A 26,419-nucleotide genomic window follows, 5' to 3' on the forward strand; every position below is an offset into this window, starting at 1 on the left:
TATCTATTCCTGTGCGCTTAAGCGCTATTTTTCCAATTTATCGCGAAGGTCGCTATAGCGTCCTCACAATCTATACTGGTTCTATTGGTGCAACAGTACCGCATAAGCTTGTTCCTTTACAAACTTCAGGGTAAAGGGATCCTCTACAATAGCATTCAGCTTATCCTTTGTGCTATTTTTCATTTCCAATTCATCTCTCTGCCCAATCATTTGCATCAGTTCAACCTGCAATGTAGGATCGTTTTGTGCGACAAAAAAGTCCTGAACTTTTTGTTGTCTAGCTTCCGGCGTCATACTATCCAATAAGGTTTCAATGGCTGCCATGCGTACATTGCTACTTTCATCTGAAACTGCTATTTTCTCCAGCGCCAGTGTTGCATCTTCGTTCAGACTACCCTGTTTTTGAAGACCAAGTACAGCCGCCAGACGTGTACTAGCCCTGATGGAGTCTTGAAGCATTTCGATATAATCCTGTTTTTTCTCTTTCAGATTCTTGTCCTTAATTGCTTTTGGCACCTCCGTCTTCGCTACACGAATTATTTCTTGATTAGCTATCATTGTCTGTATGGTTCGAATAGGTTTCTCCTTTTCAACTTTTACAGAAGCTTCCCGCTGGGTAGATTTTTCCATTACTTCCGGTTCTTTTTGAACAGTAACTGGTTTGATATTCGTTACTTTAGCAGTATGGTCAGATCCACCGTTCTGATTAAAAACTAACAATGTAGCAGTACCCACCAATAATATCGCTGCCGCAATGCTCGCCCACCGCCATAAGGGTTTGATTTTCTTTTCCTGTACCTGAGGAACCACCTGTGGTTTGATTTTATTCCATAAATCCGCAGACGGCTCTTTTTGGTCAAATGCATCCCGGTTCGCATTTACAAAATCCTTCAAATTATCCCGCATAATTATACCTCTCCTTCAATTGTTCGTAAATTTTCTTTTTGGCACGGTGGTATTGACTCCGTACCGCCACTGCTGTCATTCCCAAAGATTCAGCCACTTCATCATGGCTCATATCTTCAAAAAGATAAAGATTGATGACCATCTTAGGGATCCCAGTCAACTGATCAATTACAGATTCCAAATCAGTCAGCTGGCATTCGCGCCATTCCTTTTCCAGTAGTTCGTCTTCGCCCTCATCTTGGATTTCCAAATCATCAATTGGTGTATAATACTGCTTATTCTTCCGCAAAAGAGATATCGCCTTATTCACCCCCATCCGTCGCAACCAAGCCTCCACACTAAGTACCGCCTGCCATTTATCCGATTTTGAGAAAAACTCAACAAAAGTCTCTTGCAAAATATCCTCGCTTTCCTCCTGATTGGACAAAATCCGATAGATTGAATTAAAAATCTTCTTCGCATAGCGATGGTAGAGCTGTGTAAATCCCGACTCATTACCGGATTGGCACATTGCTAATAAATCTTTATCGCTAAGTTGATTTTGCACGTTTACTATTTAATACCGTTAATTTCTATGTTTCTATTCTATAGTCGGACAGCACCAGAAAATGTTGCAATTTAATTTTATTTTTTTTCTAAGATAAATAAAGAGCCATTTACAGGCGTCAACAAATACGTTTTTTGAACTTTATAGGCTAAAAAAAACACCCTAGGAAATCCCTGGGTGCTTGCATTAACAAAATATACTTCATGAAGTTTTATAAAAGCTTCATTGGATAAATGTTATTTTATTTTTAGATAGGTTTCAATGATCGTATGCTTTACCCCAAGTTCAGGCAGGTTTTCCTCCCCCCGTTGAATAAGTGTGTCCCCTTTAAATTCTAACTCAAAATCAAACTTGTTACTTTCCCAGTCACGCAGGCTACAGTATTGTAACCGTTCCTGATAATTTTTGCCGTCAAATGAATAAGTTCCTCCGCCAGCGAGAAAATGAGGTTCCTTCCCTTTCCCCTTCTCCTTATCATGATTGAAAAACGAAAAATGATCTTCATTAAACATCTTAAACATTTCGGTTTTACTGGTATCCGTGAATGCGGTCACCGTATCTTTTCCTTTGATCGTCTTACTTTCCAAAAGTCTATATGTTCCGGTCAATGTATTGGCTTTTGTAGCCTCATTTTTCTTTTGCTTTTCACCAACGCTATTACAGGAAAAGACAATACACGGCAAGGCCGCAATTAGTAAAATTTGATTTTTTAGGTTCATCATATTTTGATAAGAGGTTTAAAGAGGCCAAACTACGAAAGTTCAGCCTCAAAAAAAACTATTGTGATTATTTGTCCCACCAGACCCTGCCAGCGAGGTTATCGCCACCTGGTACCGCTGAAGAAGCGACCTTATAATTTTCTCCATTTATGGCCGCTTCATTTGCAGGATATGGGAAGCGACGTGGGATAGTGCCTGATGTTGCATTTCCGGGATAGTTTACAGGAATCAGTGCTGGGATACCAGTTCTCCGCCAATTACTCCAAGTCTCATAAAAATCCAGCATCGTAATGGTATGGACCCAATACTGCATATTTATTTGTTTCAAGCCATCCGTCGTATTAAATGGATGTGCAGTTAAGTACGCGTTCGCTTCGGTGTCACTGATAGCCAAAGAGCCATCATATTGACTCAGATAGGTAATGCTTGCCTTCACGCCTTTTTTATAATGATCGGCCGCACTACCACCTATCCCCCAACGTTGGGCTGCCTCTGCCAAAAGCAGTTCAGATTCACCGTAAGTCAAAATAAATGTTGCACCAGTCCGCTTGATCATATTAGGGTTGGGTGAGGAATATTCCGCAAAGGTCGTGTAGCTTGGATCGCTACTGATATTATACTGCGCATTTGCTCCCAAATCTTTTCCATTAGGCATCCCTTTTTGCTTTGTTGGGTCTGTGATAAAACTCCCATTCTGTACTTTGTCGTTTTCTGATAAATATAGTTTTGTAACAGCAACCTTTTGTAGCCTCGGATCATTATTATTTTTTAGATAGTCAATAAATGTTTTAGACCATTTTACATAATAATTCTCTTGACCACCATCGCCCAACAAAACCTGGCTATTTCTATTTTGAGTCACCCTAGATCCTGATTCATCATGTAAAATAAATGCATTGTCAGCATTACTATCCATTGTCTTACCCGCAGCTTTCTGCACATATTCCTTCGCTTTTGCTTCATCCACTTTCACTAGACGCATAGCTGTACGAAGTAGCAGAGAATTGCCAAATTTACGCCATTTGCCAATATCACCTTTATAAATAATATCTCCCGTCACTTTGTCTCCATCATCTTTTAATGCGGCAGTAGCCATTTCAAGTTCCTTGAGCAAATCATTATAGATGTCCTGCTGCTTATCGTACTTCGGTTTATAAACTTTGGTATAAAAACCCAGTCCGGCCTCCGAATATGGAACATCGCCATACAAATCAGTTAAGCGTGCAAAAATTAAAGCTTTCCATATACGTGCGACATTGTATAGATTAGCATATTTCGGTTTGTCTTTTGTAAACTCAACCACATCCACAATATTACGTACCTGCTCAATATAGGCCCCAACCGTACCCGTACCCCAATAAGCCGCAGTATAGCTTTCATTCAGCATATATTTATCCCCCGCCCAATAACTCACCACAGTCGATAAACCCTGCATCATTGTCGACGAGTAAATCAGATTGCCACGCCAAGTATCGTATGCAAAATCAAAACTTCCAGTGTAAAATAATTGTGCAGAGCTCAATGTATAATTTGGATCCCAATTATCTTTACCATAAGCAACTGGATCTGTATTTATGTTATCAAAATCTTTTGTACAGCTACTTTCCATAAATAAGGTAGCTGCTATTAAACTAATAAATACCGGTTTAATATATTTTTTCATGATTGTTTGCAATTAGAATTTAACACTTAAATTAACACCGTAGGTACGCACTGCTGGTACGCCACCAAGTTCTAACCCTGGGAAGGTTGCATTATAGCTCGATTCCGGATCAATATTATTTGTTTTCTTCATGATCGTCCAGAGATTGCGTGCTACCGCACTTACCGTAATCGACTTGACTTTGTTATTGAATAGGTTGGACGGGAAAGTATAGCCCATAACGACCTGTCTCAACTTCACAAAATCAGCGCTGTTAACAAATATCTTGGATACATTATTCGCAGTATTGGTGTAATAGGTAGAGGCTGTTCTACCCAAGCTTTCACGATCAGCCACAGTTTCTTGATGCAACCCAAAAATATAACCATAGTAATCTGTTCCCGAGAAAAGCTTTCCACCCCATTTTCCATCAATTAAAAAAGAGAAATTGAATCTTTTGTAGTTGAATTCGTTGTTCCATCCAGCAAACCATTTATTCATAGCCGAACCATAGGACTTTAACTCACCCCGGTCAGGAGAACCGTCGGCCAATTTTACGATCTCACCATTACTATCGTATTTATAATCGAAAGCCATGATCTGAAAAGCGGGCATACCAACTTTATTCATTAAATATCCTACACCCGAACGTGAAGTAGCCACTATCTGTTCGTCCATTCCCTCAGCCAATGAAATCACCTTATTATCGTTGTAAGAACCATTCAATGAGGATACCCATTTAAAATCTTCCGTTTTGAAAATAGTAGCTGAAATCAATGCTTCAAATCCTTTATTTTGCATTTTGCCGGCATTGAGTACGGCGCCAGCATAACCGCTTGCAGAAGGTGTTGTGATAAAGGAGATCTCATCTTTCGACTTCTTGTTATACCATGTTAGATCCAAATTTACACGATCATTAAAAAGGCGCAACTCCGTTCCGATTTCTAACTCAGTTGCTGTAGAGGCTTTCAAGGAAGAATTCGGAATATTCACATTGTTAATAACCCCTAAAGGTTGTCCGTTGAGTACCTCACTTCTAAAATTATAGGTTAACAACGTTTGATAGGGATCTGTTGCTTGTCCTACCTGAGCAAAACCTGCCCTCAACTTTCCAAAACTCAACCACGACGGTTTTAGATATTCTGAAAAGATAAATGAACCCGAGATAGCAGGATAAACAGAGTTCAATTTATTATCCACTCCAGGTGTAGCTAAGGTAGAAAACCAGTCAGAGCGTAAACTACCAGTCAAATAGGCCACATCTTTATACGCAAATTCCAATGTTCCATAAGTTGATTGTGTTTCCGATTCACTTTCGAGATACGCTACCGATTTATTTTTTGCGTTCAAAATATTGTAAACACCAAATATTGCGAAGTCAGTACCTAAATTGGTCGTCTGTCTGATTTTCGTATTTCTGTAACTCGCACCGAGATTAGGTGTAAGGGAATAATCTCCGACAGTGAATGACTTACCAACCAAAACATCGGCATTAATATCCGCAAATTTGGTTTCCTGCTCAGCGATTTTACCATTCTCATAATAACCGGTTCCGGAAGGAACAACATTCTTATAATGATCGGTATAACCATCTCTTCCCGCCCTTCCCTGAACAAACAAACCATTACCCAGCGTATACTTTGCTGTTACGGAAGCTATCGAACGATCCCGGTTCGTATTATTGATAAACTCATTCGCTGCAAACCAAGGGTTGGTCGCATATACATTCCCTGAATTATAGAGTATCTCTTTTCCATTGCCATCTTTCCATGGTTTTAAATCATTAATATTAATACTTGTCGGTAAAAACATGGCATTATAATTGGCATTTCCAGCACCGTCAGAAACCATTGGGCGATTTTTGACTTGCTCCAGAATCATATTATAGCGTGCATCGATCGTCAATCCTTTAAGCGGTTCAAAAAGTCCGACCAAATTGAACGACTGTCTTTTCAAACCCGAATTTGGAACAACAGACTTGTTATTTACATCTGTTCCTGACAGACGAATTGATCCACCATCAAATGATTTATTTAATGCTAGCGTATTTGTCCATGTCGAACCTGTTCTATAAAACCTTTTAAGATTTCCATCTTGTAACGAATACGGTCTTTCTACTCCATCAAATTGTACGACGGGTGTTCCATCCAACCTTGCTCCCCAGCTAGAACCACCAACCTGGGCAGCACCCGCTTGGTTATTTGGTTTTTCACCATTAGCCCCTTGGCCATATACTGTCTGCCAGTTTGTATTGTCTATAATTTGTTCGCCGACAAAATTGCTGTTAAAATCGATTGAATTTCCTTTTCCGGATTTGGTCGTAATTAAAATCACCCCTGCTTTTGCGCGTGACCCATATAAAGCTGAAGCTGCCGCGCCTTTTAACACCGAAATACTCTCAATATCGTCCGGATTGATATTACTGATCGCATCACCTAAATCTGGTGCATTGTCCCACTGACTACCTGCGTTTCCCTTGGTGTTCGTATTGCCAATACCCACGGGTTTGCTCTCCATAGGTATACCATTGATTACATACAAAGGTTGATTGGTTTGATTTAAACTAGAAATCCCACGTATGGTTACATTCGAAGCTGCCCCTGCACCACCTGAAGTCGAACTAATATCCAAACCTGCGACTTTTCCGACAAGTGAGTTCATCACATTATTTTCCCGTGCAGTCGTCAGGGACTCACCAGCAACTTGTGTGACGGAATAACCAAGGGAACGTTTTTCCTTTTTCATGCCCAATGCGGTGACCACCACCTCATTTAACATTCGGTTATCTTCCACTAAAATGATTTTCATATCGCCATCCTTCGTTACAGCTACTTCCTGTGAGGTATAACCTGCAAAAGAAACAATCAATGTATTACCGGTTGAGGCTTCAATTGAAAACCTTCCGTTGATATCGGTCGCCCGTCCTACGGCGGTACCTTTAACACGTACACTGGCTCCTGCTAATGGATTCCCTTTATTATCTGTCACTATACCCGAGATGGTAACCTGTTGCTGTTGGCTAATCACCACAAGGCCTTCTTTGGATACCGAATAAACCAGTCCACTTTTATTGAAAAGCTTCGCCAGAACGTCCAATACTTTTGTATTATTAACATTGACTGACACTTCTTTATTTAAATTCTCGTTGGTCGAATTGTAAACAAAATAATAATCACTTTGCTCTTCGATCAGTTTAAGTACCCTGCTCAGCTTTGTTTTTTGAACATCCAGGGAAACTTTTTGTTGGGAAAATACAGATGCTGAGACATTGATTACAGCACACGTAGTCATAATTAAGGCTAGTTTCATCCGGATAATGAATCTAAAATGCACAATATATCCATTGCGCATTTGCAATAAGCAATTTTTAATCATATTTTAGTGTTGGTTAAAATTAATGTTAAGCAGCACGCCCCAATGTTGCTGCTTTTGGTTAATCATTTTTTCAATGAAGGATGGTGTTGGTCCACCATCCTTTTATTTTTCAGAGATCGTTATTTTTTTCTCATATAATTCAAATTTAAAAGGTTCAACTTTTTGTAAAGCACTCAGTACCTGCTCAATATTTTCTTTACTAAAGGTTGCAGTAAAGCGATATCTTTTTAATTGTTCGCCTTGGAGCTCAATATCCACATCATACCAACGTTCCAGCGTCCGGCGTAAAGATTCGAAATCTTGGTCCACAATTTCCAATCTATTTTCCTTCCAGGCGATATCGGGTATTTCGGCAGTATTGGACTCCATCGCCGGAATATTTTCAATGGCGATTTCTTTAATAGGTAATTTACTGAGGGTTGGTTTATTTCCTTTATTTGGATTGACTAGAACCTCATCTTGGTTTTTAAATAGGATAATTTTCTGATTTGGCTTAATAACAACGGAGTTCTCCCGAAGCCCTTTGCTTTTCATCTCAATCGATCCTTCCACCAATACCGCTTCTGCCGTGGGTTCTTCGGGATAACTTTTCACATTGAAAGTAGTGCCCAAAACTTTGATATCAAAATCAGCAGCCTGCACCATAAATGGCTTTTCCGTATTTTTTGCTACCTGAAAATACCCTTCACCAACCAACCTCACTAAGCGCAACTCGCTGTTAAAATCCGAAGATACTTCCAATTTGCTTGCAGAGTTTAAGGTAACAGTACTACCATCGATTAGCTCAAAGGTCTTCTTCTCGCCTTTTCTTGTCTGATAAACCTGGCCAATATTAGCCATTGCTTGAGGAATGGTATCATTTGTTGGAAGCGTATAATACCATACGCCGCCTGCCACTAAAGCAACCAATACCGCAGCAATAGCAGCCCATTTTTGCCAGGTTATTCGACGGATAGGTAAGGATTCAACGGGAACATTTTGAAGATCAGTCTTCAATCTTTCCATTTGCTCATGGACAGATTTTCGATTTCCAACCAATATTTGGTAAAGACGTTTTGCTTTTAAGATCATTTCAGCCTGGTCTGGATGATTTAAGCTGTATTGTTGCCAATAAAGAATGCAGTTTTTATCCTCTCCGGAACAATACTTTTGAAAAGTATCGTCAATCAAAAAATCTTCTAACTGCTTATAATCTTTTTGGCTCATTCTAATGGGTATTTATCTTATAGTGCCCATGATGAGACCTTTTTCCTAAGAAAAAAACAACATATTTCACAAGATATTAATTACCAGTACTTTATTTTATTCTAAAGCGATATTAAAATCAGAGATATGCTATTCAGTAACTGATAAATGCCTTACATGCATCAGCTCTTGTAGTCAATAGTATTAAATATCCTTTAGCTCTTGCCGCAAGATTTTCAATGCGTCATAAAGCGTATTGTAAGCCGTCTTGACAGACATCTGCGTAGTTTCCGAAATCTTTTCGTAAGAATAGCCTTCAAAAAACTTTAGATTGACCAATTGCTTCTGGCGAAAAGACAATTTTTCCAACGCTTCTTTTAAACGGATCTGAATAATCTCATTGGTCTGTACTTTGATCACAAACTCGTCGTATGGCATCTCGATCCATTCATCTTCTGCTTTGACGTTCTGAAGTGCCGTATTAATTTTATGCTGCTTTTCGATCAGACGCAGAATACGCCTTTTTAGAAAGGTAATGAGATAGGACTGTACATTTTCGACGCGTTCGAGCTGTGTTCTTTTCTCCCAGATCTTGACAAAAACCTGGTCGGTAGCCTCACTTGCCAGGTCACTGTCACCACAGGTCCGGATTCCAAAATTAACAAGCTCTTGGTAAAGTGCCGCATAAAGATCAAAAAACGCGGCCTCATCACCCGTACGAATACGCTCCCACAACAAACGGTACCCCATTTTATTTCTCATAACAAAGCATATAATCCGTATTTAAGCTAATACAAGTCCTTATTTCCAAAAGTATAAACTTAATCGGTAAAAGGAAAAAGTTTTTATCTTTAAGTATAGTGTTTGTATATCGTCTAAAATTATAATTACCGTATTTTTCTGTATTGTTTTAGATCCATTATCGTAAATTAGCCGCTTCAAATCTTACACGACGCAACTCGCATAGCGTGTAAATAAATTGATTAAACAATTTTGGGCCTTTGGGCCTTCAAGTAAATATATTCAATGAAAACCATATTTGCGATAATAGGCAGCGCAAGCGAACATTCATCCAATCATCAGATTGTACGTCATCTTCAACACAAGTTAAATCCAGAGATTAATCTTGTGCTCTTTGACCGCTTAAAAGAACTGCCGCATTTTGACCCAGAGGAAAGCACCTCCCAGCCACCAATAGAAATCATTGCGCTACGTCAGGTCATCCAGGATGCGGATCTTGTATTGATCAGCAGCCCAGAGTATATTTTCAGTGTACCCAGTGGATTGAAAAATTTGCTTGAATGGTGTGCTGCGACTACTATTTTTACAGACAAACCCGTCTCCATTATTACCGCGTCTGCACAAGGAGAAACGGGGCATGCCGAATTACAGCGGATCATGCAGGGACTTGGAGCACAGCTTGATCCTAGAAAAAACTTGCTTATCCAGGGGGTAAAAGGAAAATTAGACGCAGTGGGAAATATCTGGGACGAGAAGCTCGATCAAGAACTTGATGCCCTTGCAGAACAGCTCAAGAAATCCTAATTAAATGCTATTGAATCCATCTATAGCGCTATAGCAATGGAATAAAAATCATATTAAATGTGCAAAGATTACTAACTTTACAACATGCAAGAACAAATCAATAATCCATTACACGGGAAACGATTAGATACTATCATCACGTATCTCGTAGACTATTATGGGTGGGAAGAACTTGGACAAAGGATAGCCATCCGATGTTTCAATGAAAACCCGAGTATAAAATCCTCTTTAACTTTTCTACGGAAAACACCTTGGGCGCGTGAGAAGGTTGAACAGCTCTATGTCAAAACCTTGGGCAAAAAATAACCTTATTTCCAGGTTAATGCAAATAATCTGATTATTAAGCATATCTTTGCAGCCATGAAAAAAATTGCCGACTACCGAAAGTTGTTAAATGTGGATAAATCAGCGGATCTTAAGACCCTAAAATCCACCTATCGGACGATAATGAAAGAATGTCATCCGGATAAATTTGTCAATGACGAAGAAGGTCGTTTGGCTGCTGAACAAAAGAGTGTAGAAATGATCGAAGCTTATCATTTTTTAGTAAGCATCTGCCCAGAAACTATTGAACAACAATTGCCCATTTATACAGAAACAATTACGAATTCGGGTATTCAGGATATTGATTGGAAAGCCCAAATATTGACGATTACATTTCACGATGGCAGTCAATATGAATACTTTGGTGTCCAACGAAATGATTATGTAAAATTTGTCAATGCAGATTCTTTAGGACGATTTGCACGTAGACATGTTTTTCATTCCTATCCTTATCGGAATGTGCTGAAAACATCCACGGTTGTCGCATAATAAAAACGAATTACATACGTACATTATATATATACGGGTTTATTGACCGCATATTGGCTAAAAGCGTAAGCGCCCTTTGTTGATATAACAAAGGGCGCTTATGTAAAATGTTAAATGTTTAAAAGCTATCTATATAACAGCTGACTAGCTCAAATAGTTTTAATTTTATAATTTTAGCATTAGGCCAGCTATTCCACCACCGTAAAATGTATTTCTTGTATGGTCTCTTCCCCAAGCTTTCCAACGAGTACCACCAATAGGTACAGTATTCTCATCCCGTTCAGCATAATTGAAACTCGGTGCTACAAATATGGACAAGGCATCGGTCAATTTATAGGCCGGGATAATACGCAAAGAAGATTGGTGATTATCCAACAGTTTAAATTTATCTGTTAGATGATTGCGTGTCGTAATTTCTGCGCGAAGCGCAAACTTAGATCTATTCAGTAACAACGCCCCCAACCCTGCTTCAAAAGCATATTTAGAGGGACCATCATCAACAAGAGCCACCCCGGCTCCCAATATACTGTAGAGTACCCGTCCTCCTGAACGAAACTGCAGCCCGAGATAATGTTCATCATCTATTGATAACGATAGACTTTTTTCTCCATTTTTGATAAAATTCAATAAGCCAACTGGATAATCGCTGCTGTCAGCGATATTAACAATTCCCGCGAGCTGAAACCCTTTAACCTTTTTGGCCCTATTCGCAATTCCCGCAATTTGAATACCCACATCGTCGCTACTATTATTCAATACCCCTGCTAATTGCGTCGTCCCCGCTGCCTGTCGTGCTGTATTTGCAATTCCGGCTATTTGGACCACTCGGACGGTATCGACTTTGTTCAATACACCCGCTATCTGAACTCCCTTTGAACTCCCAAAAACCCGATTCCCTACCCCCGCTAATTGTACTCCGCTTACATTTCCACCAACCGTATTGAATACCCCAGCCACTTGAAAGCCCTGCATATTATATTGGTTGATATTGAATACCCCGCCTAGCTCCACACCTTTCACACCGGCTGTCGCTCCGCCGATAATATTTAATGAAAATTTATTGACTATCTGGGACCGTATAAAGCCATGCGAACTTAATCCCGGTGTCATGGATATTTGATAAGGGCTATATAAAAACATACCGCCAAGGTTCATACTCTGAATCCGTTGTGCAGGAGATAAAAAGACCCTTCCGAAAAATGACTTATAAAGACCATGATCTTCCTCATAACCCTCAAAATAACCATATTCGCGTTTCTTTTTACCTCCAACCTGCGCTTCAATAGGAAAGATAACCATCACACTGGTATCACGAAACATTTCCTTGCTCACATTAACAGCGATCAGACTACTCTTTTTCTTGACATCCAATTCAAAATAACCGTTCTTGTCCGTCAAAGTAGAAAGCAAAGCACTTCGGTCAAAAATGCTGGCATTGGAAATCGGGTTGTTGGTCCGGATATTTTTGATATAACCGGTGATAACGACTTTATTTTTTCCCGGGGTCTGCACTTCAAAATCTACAGACATACGCTGTGGCGTGTACTGGACGATGATATGTTTTCCAAGTTCTTTAAAGCTATATTCTTTGCCCAAAATCCCATCGAGATAGTCATATAAGTTTCCCTTAAATGCCTTCGGAGAAATGATACTATCCATCTGTAAAATGTTTCCATTAAAAGAAAACAAGACGTCTTGCCGTTCCTTTAATAGCTGAAAGACTTCGCCGACCGTAGTTTTTGAAAAAGCAGGCATCTGCACCTCATCGGCGAGCTTATGCTGCGCTAGCCCCCATTGAAAGGAGCATAGCAGCGTAAATAGGATATATAATCTGATTCGATTGCTAAAAAATAATATCATGACGTTTTTTATACAATGTTGTTTCGGAGACATATTAGCGCTTTTGATTATTTATCAAGTGAATTTCCCTGCCTTCGACCTCGACTTTTAAGTCCAAGCTCTTTGCCATCACTTTAATGATTTCGCTTAGACTATTTTGTTTAAATTCAGCCGTATAAGGTATTTTTTGAACAATAGGATCATCTATAATAATCTTGTAATCATACGCTCGGCTCAGCAGCTCCACGACCTTCTGCAAAGGTGTATTTTCAAAACTAAACTCTCGGTCTACATAGTATTTATAATATTTATCCTGAACAGGCTTCTTCTCAACCCTCATGGTGTCTGTATCCCTAATCGTTACCATCTGTTCAGGTCGCAGCAAGATCTCTTTATCTGCATAAGCTATCTTAACCAAACCTGTAGCGACAATAATCTCTGTTGCATCCGGAATGCGACGCACATTAAAGCTCGTTCCCAGTACGGTAATCTTCGTATTGCCTGTTGCTATCACAAAAGGATGCTTTTTATCTTTATGCACCTGAAAGAACACTTCTCCTCTCGCTAATTCAACATTCCTATTTTTATTGCTCCATGTCCTTGAATAGGCTAATTCACTATTTCTGTTGAGTGTTACCATCGACCCATCAGGTAGTGAATCCTGACGTACACCGTCTTGGGTTATAAAATGTATTTTCTCCCGTTGTGAACGGTCAAACACGTAGAATCCGAACATGCAGATAAGCAAAATACCTGCTGCAGCCCACCAATTCCAATGAATGATTCTTGTTCCGGTAAGTTCCGAAGCTCTCCGGTCCCTAGCGATCTTAAATTCAGTCCAAGCCTTATCCACATCCACTTCTGGCACCTCCAGGGGTTTGGGTAAGCTATCCCATAACTTTTTCATTTGCAAATATGCCTCCCTATTATTAGCATCATTTTCCAACCATTCCTCTACGATCATACGCTCGGCTTCATTCGTTTCCCCAACCATATATCTTTCTAACAATTCCTTATTCATCGCATATAGATAAGATAGAAATACATTTTTCATTTTTTGGTATTCGGCCCGGTTCTCAGGATGTTCATCCAACCAACCTTGTACCCTATTATTCTCTGCTTCATTGGTATTCCCAACGATATATCTTTCCAGTAATTCCTTATTCATAGTATATAGATGATATAGAAAATAATCAACGTCAAATAGTCCATAAGCTCAATACGTAAGTGACGCAAAGCCTTGCTCATATGTCCTTCCACTGTTTTTATCGACAGGTCTAATGTTGCTGCGATATCCTTATATTTCATCTCCTGAAAACGGCTCAATTCAAATACAGTCCTACTCTTTTCAGGCAAACCAGAAAGTGCCACCCTTAACTTTTTATCGAGGTCCTTGCTGCTTTCATCTACAGCTGGTTCCCACCCCTGCCTATGCTGTTCATAAGACTGATATTTAAGCTTACGTTGCTCCTTCTTAAGGGCATTCATGCTTTCATTATAAATGGCACGGTATAGATAGGCCTTCAGTGAAGTATGAATCAGCTCTTCCCAATCTTTCTCCCATAATCGCAGAAATACTTGCTGTACGACCTCCTCGGCCCCATCACTATCCCCTAGGTACCTAAAAGCATAACGATGCAATTCCTTGTAATGCGCCCGAAAAAGCTGCTCGAAATTCTTTTCTTTATTTTCCGACATCGGTTAACTCTATCCTATTGATTAAACAATCTACTTTATTACTAAGACATCCCAAGTAGCTATTACCCTTATTATTTTTTTACTTTTTTTTCTTGGTTAGAATAACGGCCTATTGTAGCATCCCATCTCCATTATACAAATAGAAACTAAAGTTAATTATCTGAAAACAGAAAATTGTTTTTTTCTAAGGGTATAACGGCTTTCCGTTGTCATAACATAAAAGTGCATTAGAATATAGAAAACAAAAATAGTATTAAAGATGAAAACAACATTCAAAGCGGCCTTATTGGCAATGACAGTATTAGGAATAGCAGGTACAGCGCGAGCACAGGAAGTGACCTATGGTATACAAATAGGGAGCAACTATCACATGACATCATTGGGGAACAAATCCGTTAAGGATAATAATGGTAAAGTAGGCGTTTCTGTCGCTGCATTTGCCCGTGTCGGGGATCGTCTCTTCTTTCAGCCCGGTATCGGTGCCAGTTTATTGCGGAAGGAATATACGTTTGAAAACATACAGAAGACACCTAAATTTTACCAGGTTAATCTTCCATTACAAGTTGGTTATAAATTTTTAGAAAATGGCGATTTCAACCTTCGTGGCTTATTAGGACCGCAATTAAACTATGATTTAAAAACTGTCAAATCCAGCGCGACGACCGACTATAAGAAATTCTCTCTTGACGGAAGGGCAGGAATTGGGATAGACGTCAGCCGCTTTACCGTAGACGCTTACTACAGTCATGGATTCACAAGCGTGGACAAAACGTTGGACGCCAAGAACAAAACGATTGGCATTATGGTTGGCTATAAATTCTAATCGTGATTCATTTAAAAACAACTTTAAAACACCATTTCAAAAAAAATGGTGTTTTTTTTATTTAGATTTTATTTTTTGTCAATAATTATTATTTTAGCGCTACAAAAAAATATTCCTGAAAGACTTAGTATAGGATTATCCTATCCACTACTGTTGGAATAACTCGGGATGTAGCGTAGCCCGGTATCGCGCCAGCATGGGGTGCTGGAGGTCGTCGGTTCAAATCCGGCCATCCCGACATAAAAATAAAAGACCACTTAATTAACGTAATTAAGTGGTCTTTAGATTATAGAGCATGATTGCAGCTGTCGAATGTAACGGGAAACCTTTTGATAAATTAAATTCTTTCATACAATCAGACCTTCCTGTATAAGCCATAAACCATTTCCTGCTAACGTTAAAGGTTCCCAACAAGTAGTCTTTATCAGCACAGTCCGTGTTTTGACGTTTGTTGATGCTGATTCGAGTTTCCTTCGCAACCACTATACCCCTTCTTCGACACATAGAGTAGGTAAGAGCGGAATAAAACCGGGTTGATCAAGCAATAAGTCCGAGTTAAACACGGACTCAACACGGACTCAGTACGGACTCACCTCGCTCACATGGAGAAGCAGATACGGCGATATCTCGAAGGAGACTCGTTTCACCACAGAATGATAGCCGAACAATATAGCTCTGACGGCAGTAAGATTGTCCAATGAAAAAGGTATCTGGATTACTGAGACACACCAGTAATCCAGATACCTTTACAACTTAAAAATTAGCAAACAGTTTTTTGCTATTACTAATAACCTGGATTTTGTTTCAGATTCGGGTTAACCGCTATCTGTTGGCTCGGAATAGGATATAACAATGTTTTCGGATCCGGATCCGCAGCCTTTTCCTGCCAAGCCAGTAAAAACTTGCCAAATCGGATTAGATCTTGTCTTCTCCAGCCTTCCCAATACAGTTCACGGGCACGTTCATCCAATAAATTGTCCAATGTCAAGGCTGTTAAATTAGTCACACCACGATTGGTACGAATACTATTGACCAAAGCCAGGGCCTCACCAGCCGCACCAGTACCCCCTCTCAAAATCGCTTCCGCTTGCATTAACAGCACATCCGAGTAACGAAAGACTACCCAGTCGTTATTTCGTTGTCCCGTAACGCCATAATCAAATGCATATTTCATTGGACGGATACCTGCCGTTTCCAGCGTAGCACCAGATGTACGGATTGTCACTTCTCGCGTAAAGGATAATGGTGCGCTGGACGGATTACGTGCCATTAATGGCTTATTTGTACTCCAATTATATTGCTGACCTGCAAAAAAGCCCACATTTTGGCGTCCGAATTCTTTTTTTCGATTCGACGTTGTATCTGCAGCGTACTCGTAGTAAATACCCCTACGTTCGTCCGCGGCAGCGAATTTATCGTAATAATCTGAGAGCGTACACCAGCCGTTCCACCCGCCAGGATTCATATTATAATGGGCTATTGTATTCCAAGTACGATCCACATTTCCACCTCGTTCTCCATTTTTGTTGAACAAGGTATAGATATTCTCCGTAGACTTTTCATCGTTATCAGGAGCAAAATTATCAAAATATTTTCCTTTTGCAGAAACTGTATAGGCCCCGCTCGTAATAATTTCCTTAGCTAGTGCAATTACTTTATTCATGTCATCTGCTGCGAAAGCAGGTGCTTGCCTATTCAAAAATGCGCCTTTATTCAAGTAGATTTTCATCAGCAAGGTTTTAGCGGCATTCCGATTAGCCACATAAGCCGCCTTTGGACCATTTGCTGGCAAACTACTTAAAATTTCATTGAGTTCTTTCACCATGTAATCTATGGCCGCCTGCGGTTGCAGTACCTCCGGCGCTATCCTAAAATCATCAAAAGATTCTCCTTCACGCATGGGCACTACCCCATACAGATCCAACATATCAAACATGGTTAGCGCACGAATAAATCGGGCTTCTGCAGCTTGCTGCGCATTAGGCTTATAGCGTAAGACATTAGAGGCATTATAAATTGCCGTTCCCAAGCTTACAAANNAAAGGTATTATTCATGTAACCGTTGTCTGCATTCCAGGTGTGAAGGTGGATCGCGCGGTGCATCCCATTATCGTCCCAGTCACCGCCCCTTGTGGGGGCCATGGCTGCATCTGTAGATACTTCCTGCATCACCCAGCGTTGTTCCTGTTGATAAGGCGTATTCAATGAGTTATAAGCGGTAATTAAAAGGCTTCCAGGATCAACATTAGATGTTCCTTCTTCCAATTCTCCCTTAAACTCTTCTTTCAGTTTAGTACAAGAATAGGTGCTTGATACAACCGAACCAATGATTCCGATATATAATAATGTTCTTAATTTCATCTGTCTCATATTTTATTATCCAATGATATCTGCTAACGGTCTATAGTGAGAAATTAACACCCAATAGTATATTTCTCGCTGGAGGATAAGGCAAGTATTCAATGCCCAGGGAAGGAATGCCATTTGTAGCTCCATCTGTATTCACTTCAGGATCAAAACCTGTATATTTAGTTATAATAAAAAGGTTTTGACCAGTCAATGATACATTAAGATTTTTGAGTGTCTTTCCAACATCCCCTACTTTATAGCTTAATGTCAGGTTAGCCATCTTTAAATAATCACCTTTCTCCAGAAAACGAGTTGATGGTGCAGCTGAATTGGACGTAGATTCTTTCACAGCTGTATCAAAAAAGGCCGATCCAATATTTCTGGAGGACAAGTTACTTAAACCTAAGGTTGTAGCCGCTGTATTGTTAAATAAGTAGTGCCCCAATGCGCCGTTCATATTGGCTGCTAGCGAAAATTGTTTATAATTTACGTTAGTCGAGATACCCAATAAAGTGGTTGGATTTGGGCTATTCATGTAGAATTTATTAATCGCCGGATCATTTGTTGTGCTAATGCTTCCGTCTTGCCCACGGTACATGCTCATACCAGTTTGCGGATCGATTCCTTGGTAATCGGCCAGGTACCAAACATTCAGCGGCTGTCCATTCACCATACGTTGTCCCAATACGCCCGAAAATCCTTGTCCTCTTAATGCGCCCGTTTCATAATAACCGACTAGACCACTGACACTGTTTTTAAGGAAGGTGGCATTACCGGTTAAGTCCCAAGTCCAATTGTCATTTTTGATAATCGTTCCTGTCAGGGCAATTTCCACCCCTTTATTAACGATTTCACCATCCAAATTCACCCAGATACGTCCTGCAGGTGCTGGCTGAGCGAGTGTCTGTTCAAATAGTGCGTCCGTCGTCTTTTTATTAAAATAATCAATTGAACCATACAGACGGTTGCCAAGTATTCCAAAATCAATACCAGCATTTATGGTGGTTGAGGTTTCCCACTTGAGATCTGGATTACCGTAGTTAGCCTGACTTACACTTTGGTTCCCAAAGACTAATCTGTTCAAAGATGCACCTGATGGAAACTCTTGGTTACCTGTTTTTCCCCAGCCCAATCTTACTTTTAACTGATCAAAAGTTCCACTTGATTTTAAGAAGTCTTCTTGAGCAACATTCCAAGCTACGGCTAAGGATGGAAACATCGCATATTTGTTGTTCGATCCAAATTTAGTGGAACCATCCCTTCTTACAGTCGCTGTAAGGAGATAACGATCCAAATAATTAAATCCACCCCGTAAGAAAAGCGATTGTAGTTGATTTGTAGGACTTCTATACGATGAGACTTCCCGGGTTGACACCGATGAATATTGGAGATAATCAAAATAATCCAATCCCATATAACGAAATCCACCTCCAAAAGCGATATTATTATTAAAATTGTAATCCAAGTATTCGTATCCTGCTACAGCATTTACACTCCAATCCTCATTAATTTGCTTGTTGTAGGAAAGCATGTGGGTCATCTGTAGATTAGTCTCCCCATTATTCGAAATAAATGCTTGTTCGTTATTCACTGCCGATGGATCGATAAGTCCGGCCCGATACATACCTTCACGATTTCCTGTTTGCCGCATTGCGCTGTAGATAAAGCGATATTCTAGGTCATCTGTAATTTTATAATATGGAGCTACGTTGACGACCATTGTATTGGTTGTTGCCAAATCCCGAAATGCTTCAATGCTGGTTAACGGATTTCGGGTTGTCGAACTGACGAATGTCAAATTACCTTGGGCATCACGTAAAGGACGAGTCGGATTCCATTGTAAAGCCTGAGAGATCACATTTCCTTCAGAGCCTACTGTTGCATTGATAGGCGCATATTTGTTATCCATTTGCGTCAGGAATACAGCGAAATCAAGTCCCAGTCTCTTGTTCTCCAAAAAGCGGAAGTTGCCTGTAAAATTAGCTGTATATTTTTTCAATTGTGAACCCCGGATAATACCGTTTTGGTTCAAATAACCACCAGATAAACGATATTTTCCATGTTCTGTACCTCCAGCCACGTCTGCGTAATAATTTTGGGTAATCGCTTTCCTTGTAATGGCTTTAAAAGCATCCTCATTGTCCCCAAAATCAGAATCGGCAGCTTCCGATGGTGTGTAATACTTTAACGCCTCTCTAAATCGTGCTGCATTCAAGACATCTGGATATTCACGCATCGTCGATACCCCCGCTGATGCACCTACGGAAACTTCGGGCGAGCCGACCTTTCCTTTTTTGGTCGTGATAATAACGACACCATTTGCGCCACGAGACCCATAAATTGCGGTCGCAGAAGCATCTTTCAGGATATCCATACTCGCGATATCACCAGGATTCAGATACGTCAATGGATTACCTCTGTCAGATGAAAATCCTCCACGACCTTCGGGTAATGGCGAATTGCCCGACATAGGAACACCATCCAAAACAAATAAGGGGTTGTTACTTGCCCGAATGGATGAATTACCCCGGATCCGTACGGTTGTCGATCCGCCGGGTTGCCCAGTGTTGTTAATAACCATTACGCCGGGTGTCTTTCCCTGGATCAATTGATCGGGACTGGTCATAATGCCCTTATTGAAATTCTTTGCTCCGATGGTCACCATAGAGCCGGTCAAATCTTTTTTTCGGGCGGTACCATAACCGATGACAACCACTTCTTCCAGTCCTTGGTCTGAACTAGGCTCAAGGGCGATGGTCATGTCGTTGCCTACAATTGGAACTTCCTTCAAAGCATAACCGATGTAAGTCACTTCCAATGATTTGGCATCATTTGAAATATTCAAGGAGAAAGCTCCCTCAGCATCCGAAGTCGTCGCCGTGGTGCTCCCTTTTACCTTAATCGTAGCGCCTGTCAATGGACTTTGGGTCTCATCCACAACCTTTCCCTTTAACACCCGCGTTTGGGCGGCCGCAATAAAGGTTACAAGCAGTAATGTCGGCATCATTACACATTGCGCAAGTAGTCTGTTTTTCATACGCTTTTAAATTGATGGTTTAATTGATTTATTATCCTGAGCAACAATGCTCAACTTTCGTTAAGTGATTTAAAAATATTGCGTAAACGAAGAGCCTCTTGATCAATCCCCACAGAAAGTTAATCCCCTGAATAACTTTTGCATCCAGGTCAAATAGAAATAGGTAGCGCGCTGAAAAATAAGGGTACAACAATTTGCTGTCATAATTTTAGGGCAAGGCATAAGTTTACTTTTTGGTTATTATCGTATGATAAAAATACAGCAAATCATTGTTTTACCTCCAATCACAGCGTCTCATTTTTATATCATAACGTATCAACAAAACTCTTTTTTTCCTTTTTTATTGATTACTTTTAGAGTGAGTTTATAAATTTTGAGAAGAATAACCTATATACTTATCCTATCCCTATTGCTCGCATGGGGCAACCTGCGGGCACAATCGCTCTATTTTAAAAATTATCAACCCCACGATGGTCTCTCCAACAGTTCTGTTAAGTGTATTACACAAGATACACAGGGATTCCTATGGTTAGGAACAAGGAATGGTCTCAATCGTTTTGATGGGAATCAATTTAAGATATTTAGGCACAATGCTTCGGATCCCTCCAGCATCGGAAGTTCATCCATCTTAAGTATCCTTACTGATAGTAAAGGGCTGCTATGGGTGGGAACGACTCGGGGCACCTATTGTTACGACCCGGTTAAAGAAAACTTCAAACCATTCAATCGAATACCGATTGGTGAGGTCAATGCCATCCATGAATACGCCGGTTTTATCTGGTTGCTTTCCAATGGGAAATTGTATCGTTATAATCCTTACACGACAGATGTCGTTGCTTTCGATCAAAACAGAAACAGCCTAGTGGCCATTACCAGTAGCCAAAAAGGTGGTCTATGGACTACAGACAATAACAGTACAATCGAACGGTATCAAGTCAAAACTGGCAAATTTATTCAGATTGCGCTTAAAAAAACAGACCGGAAAGCACTGGCCAACACCAAGACCGTTTACGCCATCAACGACTCCCTCCTCATGGTGGGGACGATCAATTCAGCCTACCTGTTTGATTTTAAAAATGGCACGTTAAAAAATCTATTTGCAAACCATTACCCGGACAAAGTCATCCAGGCAAATTGCATTATTCAACAGACAGAATCGGTATACTGGATCGGAACAGAGACTGGAATATACACCTATGACATTCGCTCAGGTCAGAGCCAGCACATCAAAAAAGACCTGCTCAATCCATTTGCCATCTCTGACAATGCTGTTTTGAATTTCTATCGGGACCGTGAAAATAACATCTGGTTTGGAACGTTTTTCGGCGGTGTTAACCAATACAGCAACCAATTCGACAATTTCAAAAAGTACTTATCCGGATTTGGAAAATCGGCTCTATCAGGAAATATCGTACATGATATAAAAAAAGATAATTATGGAAATTTATGGATAGGTACAGAGGATGGTGGTCTAAACAAAATAGATGCTCAAACACAACAGATTCAGCATTTTGTCGCCAATGGCAAAAAGGGAAGTATTGCGCATAACAATGTTCATGGTTTGGCAACGATCGGCGATGATCTTTGGGTAGGCTCCACAACACATGGTCTGGATATACTCGACGTAAAGACCGGAAAATTAAAAAAGCACTATGACCGTATCGGCAAAGGTACTTTACAAAGCCGCTTTGCCGTTTGCATCTATAAATCCAGGGACAACAGCATGCTTGTTGGGACAGACCGCGCATTATACGTTTACAACAAAAATAACGACAGTTTTGACCTCCTCCCCATTACAGCATGGATCCAAGGCATGTATGAAGATGAATATGGTATACTCTGGGTCAATACCTATGGCAGCGGTGTTTATCAGTATAACCGCCGTTCGGGAAAGATACAGCATTTGCTTTCCGAGCAGGGTAAACAAAATACGCTCGTCAATAATTACGTCAATGGCTTATTTGAAGACAGTAAAAAAAACCTCTGGTTTTGCACCGAAAGCGGCCTTTCGAAATACCGTCGTAATGGACGCTTCACCAATTATCTGACCGAATCCGGTTTACCTTCCAATCAAGTATTTAAAGTCTTGGAAGATGACAATAACAGCATATGGATCTCAACAGGTGGTGGATTAGTCAGACTGGATGAAGATGTCCCCCGTAGGGTCATTTATACATCGAGAGACGGACTTCCCGCAGATCAGTTTAATTATAATTCAGCTTTCAAAGATAACGACGGAACATTATATTTTGGCACGATCAAAGGAATGGTCAGCTTCAACCCGACAAAATCCATTAAGAACAGCTTTATTCCACCTATATTCATTAGCGGCATTCAGATCAACAATGTAAGTATACCTGTCCGTGAAAATGGCATCGTAAAACAGTCCATTTCGCTATCAAAAGAGATCCACTTGCCGTACGACAGTTCCAATATCAGCTTCAATATCGCGGCCCTGAGCTTTGTTTCCCCAAAGAGTAATGTCTATCGCTATATTATGGAAGGTTATGACAAAGGTTGGACGGATATTACCGGCAGTCAAAAAATCTATTACAATAAACTTCCCCCTGGAAACTATACGTTTAAATTTAAGGGCGCTAACAACAATGGTATCTGGAATCCGATGGAAAAAGAATTACGTATTGTCGTTTCGCCGCCCTGGTGGTCATCTCTCTCGGCATACATCCTTTACTTTTTAGTCATTAGCACGATTGTGTTATTGATTTTGCGCTATTATTTTTTGCTCATCAAAGCGAATAACACGCAAAAAATGGATAGCTACGAACGTAAAAAAGAACAGGAAGTTTATAATCTCAAATTGGAGTTTTTTACCAATCTCGCTCACGAGATCCGCACACCACTGACCTTAATTAAGATGCCATTGGAGAAACTCATCCGTACACATCAATTTAAGGAGGATAAAGATACGGTAAACGACCTTGCCTTGATCGAAAAAAACACAACGAGGCTGATTAGGCTAACAAATCAGCTTTTGGACTTTAGAAAAGCAGAAACAAATAATATGAGCCTTATCTTTACAAAAACGGACATTAACAGCTTGCTACTTGACGTTTTCAATGACCTAAACGTTCTAGCGAAAGAAAAGATGTTGCAATATGATCTTTCCTTGCCGCGGATTACACTCACTGCCCAAGTCGACGAAGAAGCCTTGCGCAAGGTATTCACCAACTTGATCCATAATGCCATAAAATATGCCACCCAGCAGGTGCATATCAAATTGCTTCCATTCAACAGTGACGACATTATGTTTAATATAGAGTTTCGAAACGACGGCGATATTATTCCATTCGAGAAGAGAGAAAAGATCTTTGAACCTTTTTATCGGCTGAATGAATCAAACAAGGATACTGGTACAGGCATTGGTCTACCACTCTCCCGCTCGCTTGTCGAACTGCATCAAGGAACTTTATCCTTAGCATATACCGAACAAAACCGCAATATTTTTTTACTCTCACTGCCAATCCTTCAGGAACAGTCGCTTGACATTCCCTTCCTCGAAGAAACAGATCATGAGGACAAACTGTATCCGAAAGAGGATGAAAGTACCGAAAAACCCGTGGTCCTCATCGTCGAAGACAACAAAGAAATACTGGCTTACCTCAATAAAGAGCTAAAAACAGATTACACCATTCTGCGTGCGGGCAACGGAGCCGAAGCGCTTGAAATATTAGACCAGGACAATGTACAGCTCGTCTTGACAGATATCATGATGCCCATTATGGATGGCCTTGCCTTATGTAAACGTATCAAAAGCGACATCCTATACAGCCATATTCCGGTCATCTTCCTGACAGCTAAGAATGCACTCGATTCCAAGATTAAAGGTTTGAAAATTGGTGCTGATGCCTATATTGAAAAGCCTTTTTCCCTAGAATTCCTGACCGTACAGATACGAAACATCCTTAACAACCGTAAGATCATCAAAAACTATTTCACCAATTCTTCCGTTTCCAATCTGAAGGATATCAATGTCTCGGCCCCAGACAAGGATTTTATAAGCCAGCTCAACACCGTGATCTACGCCAATATTTCAGACATAGATCTCAATGTCGACGAGTTGGCACGGTTAATGAATATGAGCCGGCCAACCCTATACCGTAAAATTAAAGGCTTATCTGACCTCACGCCCAACGAATTGATCAATATATCGCGTTTAAAGAAAGCAGCTGAGTTGCTTGTTCAAAGGGAATATAACATTACCCAAATTTCTACCATGGTCGGTTATACGGTACAATCCAATTTTTCAAGGGATTTCCATAAACATTATGGAATGCCTCCCAGTGTTTACATGACTGAAAACAGCTGATCATTCGAACAAACAGTATACAAGGATAAGGCGGGGCCCGGAGCCATCGGAATGGCAGCAGAAGAGAATAAGTACGGTAAATCCTAAGGATTTGTAGTTGCGATTATGCTGTGAGCTGAGTAACGATAGCTATTGGGAATAGCTAAATAGGACTGCGTTTGACATCATGATGTCAAACGCAGTCCTTTAAATTATTGCTTACTTTTGGGAACAAAAAAGGCTGCCAAAAACATAAATACCCCTGCCAGCAACAAGCCATAGATGGATTGGCTCTGGAAGAGGAATTTAATAATCATCCCTCCGAAGAACCCACATACAATCTGCGGCAGTGTAATAAAAAAATTAAAAAGGCCCATGTATACCCCCATTTTCGTTGGCGGCAAATGATCGCTCAAGATGGCATAGGGCATGGCCAGTATGCTCCCCCAGGCGATGCCAATACCAAGCATCGGTATGACAAGCAACGTAGCATCTTTGATCAAAAACAATGAGATCAGCGAAAGACCGCCCACAATCAGTCCAAAAGCATGGGTTTTACTGCGTCCATAGCGTTTTGCAATTTTAGGGATAAACAGGGCATAGATCGCCGAAACTCCGTTGTAAATCCCAAACAGCACACCTACCCAGTTGGCGGCTTCCATATAAAGATCCTGGCGACTTCCAGCTTTTAGATAAAAGACAGATTCAGCAATAGCCGGTGTTGTATACACCCACATCATGAATAATGCAAACCAGGAAAAAAACTGTACCCAGCCCAATTTCTTCATAACTGCCGGCATCTCCTTGATATCACGAACGATGGTACTTAATCCAAAAGCAGCAGTACTTTCAGCTGTTTCAGTTTTATTTTCAGCAAATGATTTCAGTTCCGACGGACTATATTCTTTCGTTTTGAGCACCGACCATAATACGGACAATAGTAGTACCAATCCACCAGCATAAAACGAGTAAATTACATTTGCGGGGACATGCCCCGGTGCCGCAGTACCGGAAAAGCCCAAGTAGTTTGTTAAGATATAGGGCAATAGTGATCCTACGACCGCTCCGATACCGATGAGGAAGGTCTGCACCGAAAATCCAAGACTACGCTGACTGCTCGGCAGGTTATCTCCTATCAGCGCCCTAAACGGCTCCATGGTTACATTGATCGATGCATCCATAAACATCAGTAGACCTGCTCCGATCCAAAGTGGAGGAAGCAAGGCTGTAAATAAAGCTGCATTTGGCATGAGTAACAACGTCAATGTTGTCAGTAAGGCACCCACCAATATATAAGGACGGCGACGCCCAAGACGAACCCATGTCCGGTCACTATAATGGCCAATAATAGGCTGAACGATCATACCAGTTATCGGTGCTGCCAACCAAAATAATGAGAGATGCTCCACATCGGCACCAAAAGTCTGTAGGATACGCGAAGCATTGCCGTTCTGTAAAGCAAAGCCCATTTGTATTCCTAAAAACCCAAAACTCATGTTAACGACCTGGCTTATACTTAATTCAGGTTTATTTCCCATAATAGGCTATCAAAATTTAAGACAAAATACAATTTAATTACCATTTAACTTCGATTTTCAGCAGCGAAAGCGCTTGTCTTTCACCGCTGAAAACTTA

General features: G+C 40.5%; 18 protein-coding genes and 1 tRNA gene. 6 read left to right on the forward strand and 13 right to left on the reverse strand.

The features are described 5' to 3' along the window. Positions 1 to 81: 81 nt before the first annotated feature. The 7 genes from B4A24_RS09580 to B4A24_RS09610 all read right to left on the reverse strand — a co-directional run bounded on the left by B4A24_RS09580 (position 82) and on the right by B4A24_RS09610 (position 9,136). Complete coding sequence (locus B4A24_RS09580) at positions 82 to 906, reverse strand: HEAT repeat domain-containing protein (RefSeq protein ID WP_293944556.1); 825 nt, start codon at positions 904 to 906, stop codon at positions 82 to 84. Then, positions 896 to 1,453: an RNA polymerase sigma factor gene (locus B4A24_RS09585; RefSeq protein WP_293944557.1), complete on the reverse strand. Its 558-nt coding sequence runs from the start codon at positions 1,451 to 1,453 to the stop codon at positions 896 to 898. The genes B4A24_RS09580 and B4A24_RS09585 overlap by 11 nt, the downstream gene beginning before the upstream one ends. A gap of 236 nt (positions 1,454 to 1,689) precedes the next feature. After that, positions 1,690 to 2,175 (reverse strand): hypothetical protein, encoded by a 486-nt coding sequence (locus B4A24_RS09590; protein WP_293944558.1) that lies wholly within the window; start codon positions 2,173 to 2,175, stop codon positions 1,690 to 1,692. Positions 2,176 to 2,239: 64 nt separating this feature from the next. After that, a complete protein-coding gene (locus tag B4A24_RS09595) occupies positions 2,240 to 3,835 on the reverse strand; it encodes a SusD/RagB family nutrient-binding outer membrane lipoprotein (RefSeq protein WP_293944559.1) in 1,596 nt (531 codons plus the stop codon). A gap of 12 nt (positions 3,836 to 3,847) precedes the next feature. Next, positions 3,848 to 7,105, reverse strand: a complete 3,258-nt coding sequence (locus tag B4A24_RS09600; RefSeq protein ID WP_293944560.1) for a SusC/RagA family TonB-linked outer membrane protein — start codon at positions 7,103 to 7,105, stop codon at positions 3,848 to 3,850. 186 nt (positions 7,106 to 7,291) lie between these two features. Further along, positions 7,292 to 8,395 (reverse strand): FecR family protein, encoded by a 1,104-nt coding sequence (locus tag B4A24_RS09605; RefSeq protein WP_293944562.1) that lies wholly within the window; start codon positions 8,393 to 8,395, stop codon positions 7,292 to 7,294. Positions 8,396 to 8,578: 183 nt separating this feature from the next. After that, complete coding sequence (locus tag B4A24_RS09610; protein WP_172395558.1) at positions 8,579 to 9,136, reverse strand: RNA polymerase sigma factor; 558 nt, start codon at positions 9,134 to 9,136, stop codon at positions 8,579 to 8,581. Positions 9,137 to 9,400: 264 nt separating this feature from the next. Between B4A24_RS09610 and B4A24_RS09615 the strand changes: the two genes are divergently transcribed. From B4A24_RS09615 to B4A24_RS09625, 3 genes are all read left to right on the forward strand, one after another. Next, the gene (locus B4A24_RS09615) at positions 9,401 to 9,919 is read left to right on the forward strand and encodes an NADPH-dependent FMN reductase (protein ID WP_293944565.1); all 519 of its coding nucleotides are present in this window, start codon (positions 9,401 to 9,403) and stop codon (positions 9,917 to 9,919) included. An 84-nt stretch (positions 9,920 to 10,003) separates the two neighbouring features. Next, the gene (locus B4A24_RS09620; RefSeq protein WP_293944566.1) at positions 10,004 to 10,225 is read left to right on the forward strand and encodes a VF530 family protein; all 222 of its coding nucleotides are present in this window, start codon (positions 10,004 to 10,006) and stop codon (positions 10,223 to 10,225) included. A gap of 54 nt (positions 10,226 to 10,279) precedes the next feature. Next, the gene (locus B4A24_RS09625) at positions 10,280 to 10,732 is read left to right on the forward strand and encodes a KTSC domain-containing protein (protein WP_172395555.1); all 453 of its coding nucleotides are present in this window, start codon (positions 10,280 to 10,282) and stop codon (positions 10,730 to 10,732) included. A gap of 165 nt (positions 10,733 to 10,897) precedes the next feature. Here B4A24_RS09625 and B4A24_RS09630 read toward each other — a convergent pair whose 3' ends face one another. From B4A24_RS09630 to B4A24_RS09640, 3 genes are read right to left on the reverse strand one after another with little or no spacing between them, the layout of a single operon-like run. Beyond that, a complete protein-coding gene (locus tag B4A24_RS09630; protein WP_293944567.1) occupies positions 10,898 to 12,592 on the reverse strand; it encodes a hypothetical protein in 1,695 nt (564 codons plus the stop codon). A 34-nt stretch (positions 12,593 to 12,626) separates the two neighbouring features. Continuing rightward, complete coding sequence (locus B4A24_RS09635; protein ID WP_293944568.1) at positions 12,627 to 13,739, reverse strand: FecR family protein; 1,113 nt, start codon at positions 13,737 to 13,739, stop codon at positions 12,627 to 12,629. Beyond that, positions 13,736 to 14,269, reverse strand: coding sequence for an RNA polymerase sigma-70 factor (locus B4A24_RS09640; RefSeq protein WP_288808451.1), 534 nt, complete (start codon positions 14,267 to 14,269; stop codon positions 13,736 to 13,738). Before B4A24_RS09640 ends, B4A24_RS09635 begins: the two co-directional genes overlap by 4 nt. A 259-nt stretch (positions 14,270 to 14,528) precedes the next feature. Between B4A24_RS09640 and B4A24_RS09645 the strand changes: the two genes are divergently transcribed. Both B4A24_RS09645 and B4A24_RS09650 read left to right on the forward strand, forming a co-directional pair. Next, positions 14,529 to 15,092, forward strand: coding sequence for a porin family protein (locus tag B4A24_RS09645; RefSeq protein WP_293944569.1), 564 nt, complete (start codon positions 14,529 to 14,531; stop codon positions 15,090 to 15,092). Between the two features lie 164 nt (positions 15,093 to 15,256). Continuing rightward, positions 15,257 to 15,330: transfer RNA gene (locus tag B4A24_RS09650), tRNA-Pro, on the forward strand. Between the two features lie 546 nt (positions 15,331 to 15,876). Here B4A24_RS09650 and B4A24_RS09655 read toward each other — a convergent pair. Both B4A24_RS09655 and B4A24_RS09660 read right to left on the reverse strand, forming a co-directional pair. After that, a complete protein-coding gene (locus tag B4A24_RS09655) occupies positions 15,877 to 17,121 on the reverse strand; it encodes a RagB/SusD family nutrient uptake outer membrane protein (protein ID WP_293944570.1) in 1,245 nt (414 codons plus the stop codon). A gap of 372 nt (positions 17,122 to 17,493) precedes the next feature. Continuing rightward, positions 17,494 to 20,478, reverse strand: coding sequence for a SusC/RagA family TonB-linked outer membrane protein (locus B4A24_RS09660; RefSeq protein WP_172395550.1), 2,985 nt, complete (start codon positions 20,476 to 20,478; stop codon positions 17,494 to 17,496). Between the two features lie 373 nt (positions 20,479 to 20,851). Between B4A24_RS09660 and B4A24_RS09665 the strand changes: the two genes are divergently transcribed. Continuing rightward, positions 20,852 to 24,805, forward strand: coding sequence for a hybrid sensor histidine kinase/response regulator transcription factor (locus B4A24_RS09665; RefSeq protein WP_246250867.1), 3,954 nt, complete (start codon positions 20,852 to 20,854; stop codon positions 24,803 to 24,805). Positions 24,806 to 24,996: 191 nt separating this feature from the next. Here B4A24_RS09665 and B4A24_RS09670 read toward each other — a convergent pair whose 3' ends face one another. Then, a complete protein-coding gene (locus B4A24_RS09670) occupies positions 24,997 to 26,322 on the reverse strand; it encodes an MFS transporter (RefSeq protein ID WP_172395549.1) in 1,326 nt (441 codons plus the stop codon). Positions 26,323 to 26,419 lie beyond the last annotated feature (97 nt).

The organism is Sphingobacterium sp. UBA7249, assembly GCF_002472835.1.
Classification (GTDB): domain Bacteria; phylum Bacteroidota; class Bacteroidia; order Sphingobacteriales; family Sphingobacteriaceae; genus Sphingobacterium; species Sphingobacterium prati.

Coding starts and splice junctions, on each gene's coding strand:
- B4A24_RS09635 (WP_293944568.1), bottom strand. CDS start 13,739: ATGAATAAGGAATTACTGGAAAGATATATCGTTGGGAATACCAATGAA.
- B4A24_RS09640 (WP_288808451.1), bottom strand. CDS start 14,269: ATGTCGGAAAATAAAGAAAAGAATTTCGAGCAGCTTTTTCGGGCGCAT.
- B4A24_RS09595 (WP_293944559.1), bottom strand. CDS start 3,835: ATGAAAAAATATATTAAACCGGTATTTATTAGTTTAATAGCAGCTACC.
- B4A24_RS09645 (WP_293944569.1), top strand. CDS start 14,529: ATGAAAACAACATTCAAAGCGGCCTTATTGGCAATGACAGTATTAGGA.
- B4A24_RS09605 (WP_293944562.1), bottom strand. CDS start 8,395: ATGAGCCAAAAAGATTATAAGCAGTTAGAAGATTTTTTGATTGACGAT.
- B4A24_RS09590 (WP_293944558.1), bottom strand. CDS start 2,175: ATGATGAACCTAAAAAATCAAATTTTACTAATTGCGGCCTTGCCGTGT.
- B4A24_RS09630 (WP_293944567.1), bottom strand. CDS start 12,592: ATGATATTATTTTTTAGCAATCGAATCAGATTATATATCCTATTTACG.
- B4A24_RS09620 (WP_293944566.1), top strand. CDS start 10,004: ATGCAAGAACAAATCAATAATCCATTACACGGGAAACGATTAGATACT.
- B4A24_RS09660 (WP_172395550.1), bottom strand. CDS start 20,478: ATGAAAAACAGACTACTTGCGCAATGTGTAATGATGCCGACATTACTG.
- B4A24_RS09625 (WP_172395555.1), top strand. CDS start 10,280: ATGAAAAAAATTGCCGACTACCGAAAGTTGTTAAATGTGGATAAATCA.
- B4A24_RS09600 (WP_293944560.1), bottom strand. CDS start 7,105: ATGACTACGTGTGCTGTAATCAATGTCTCAGCATCTGTATTTTCCCAA.
- B4A24_RS09615 (WP_293944565.1), top strand. CDS start 9,401: ATGAAAACCATATTTGCGATAATAGGCAGCGCAAGCGAACATTCATCC.
- B4A24_RS09610 (WP_172395558.1), bottom strand. CDS start 9,136: ATGAGAAATAAAATGGGGTACCGTTTGTTGTGGGAGCGTATTCGTACG.
- B4A24_RS09670 (WP_172395549.1), bottom strand. CDS start 26,322: ATGGGAAATAAACCTGAATTAAGTATAAGCCAGGTCGTTAACATGAGT.
- B4A24_RS09580 (WP_293944556.1), bottom strand. CDS start 906: ATGCGGGATAATTTGAAGGATTTTGTAAATGCGAACCGGGATGCATTT.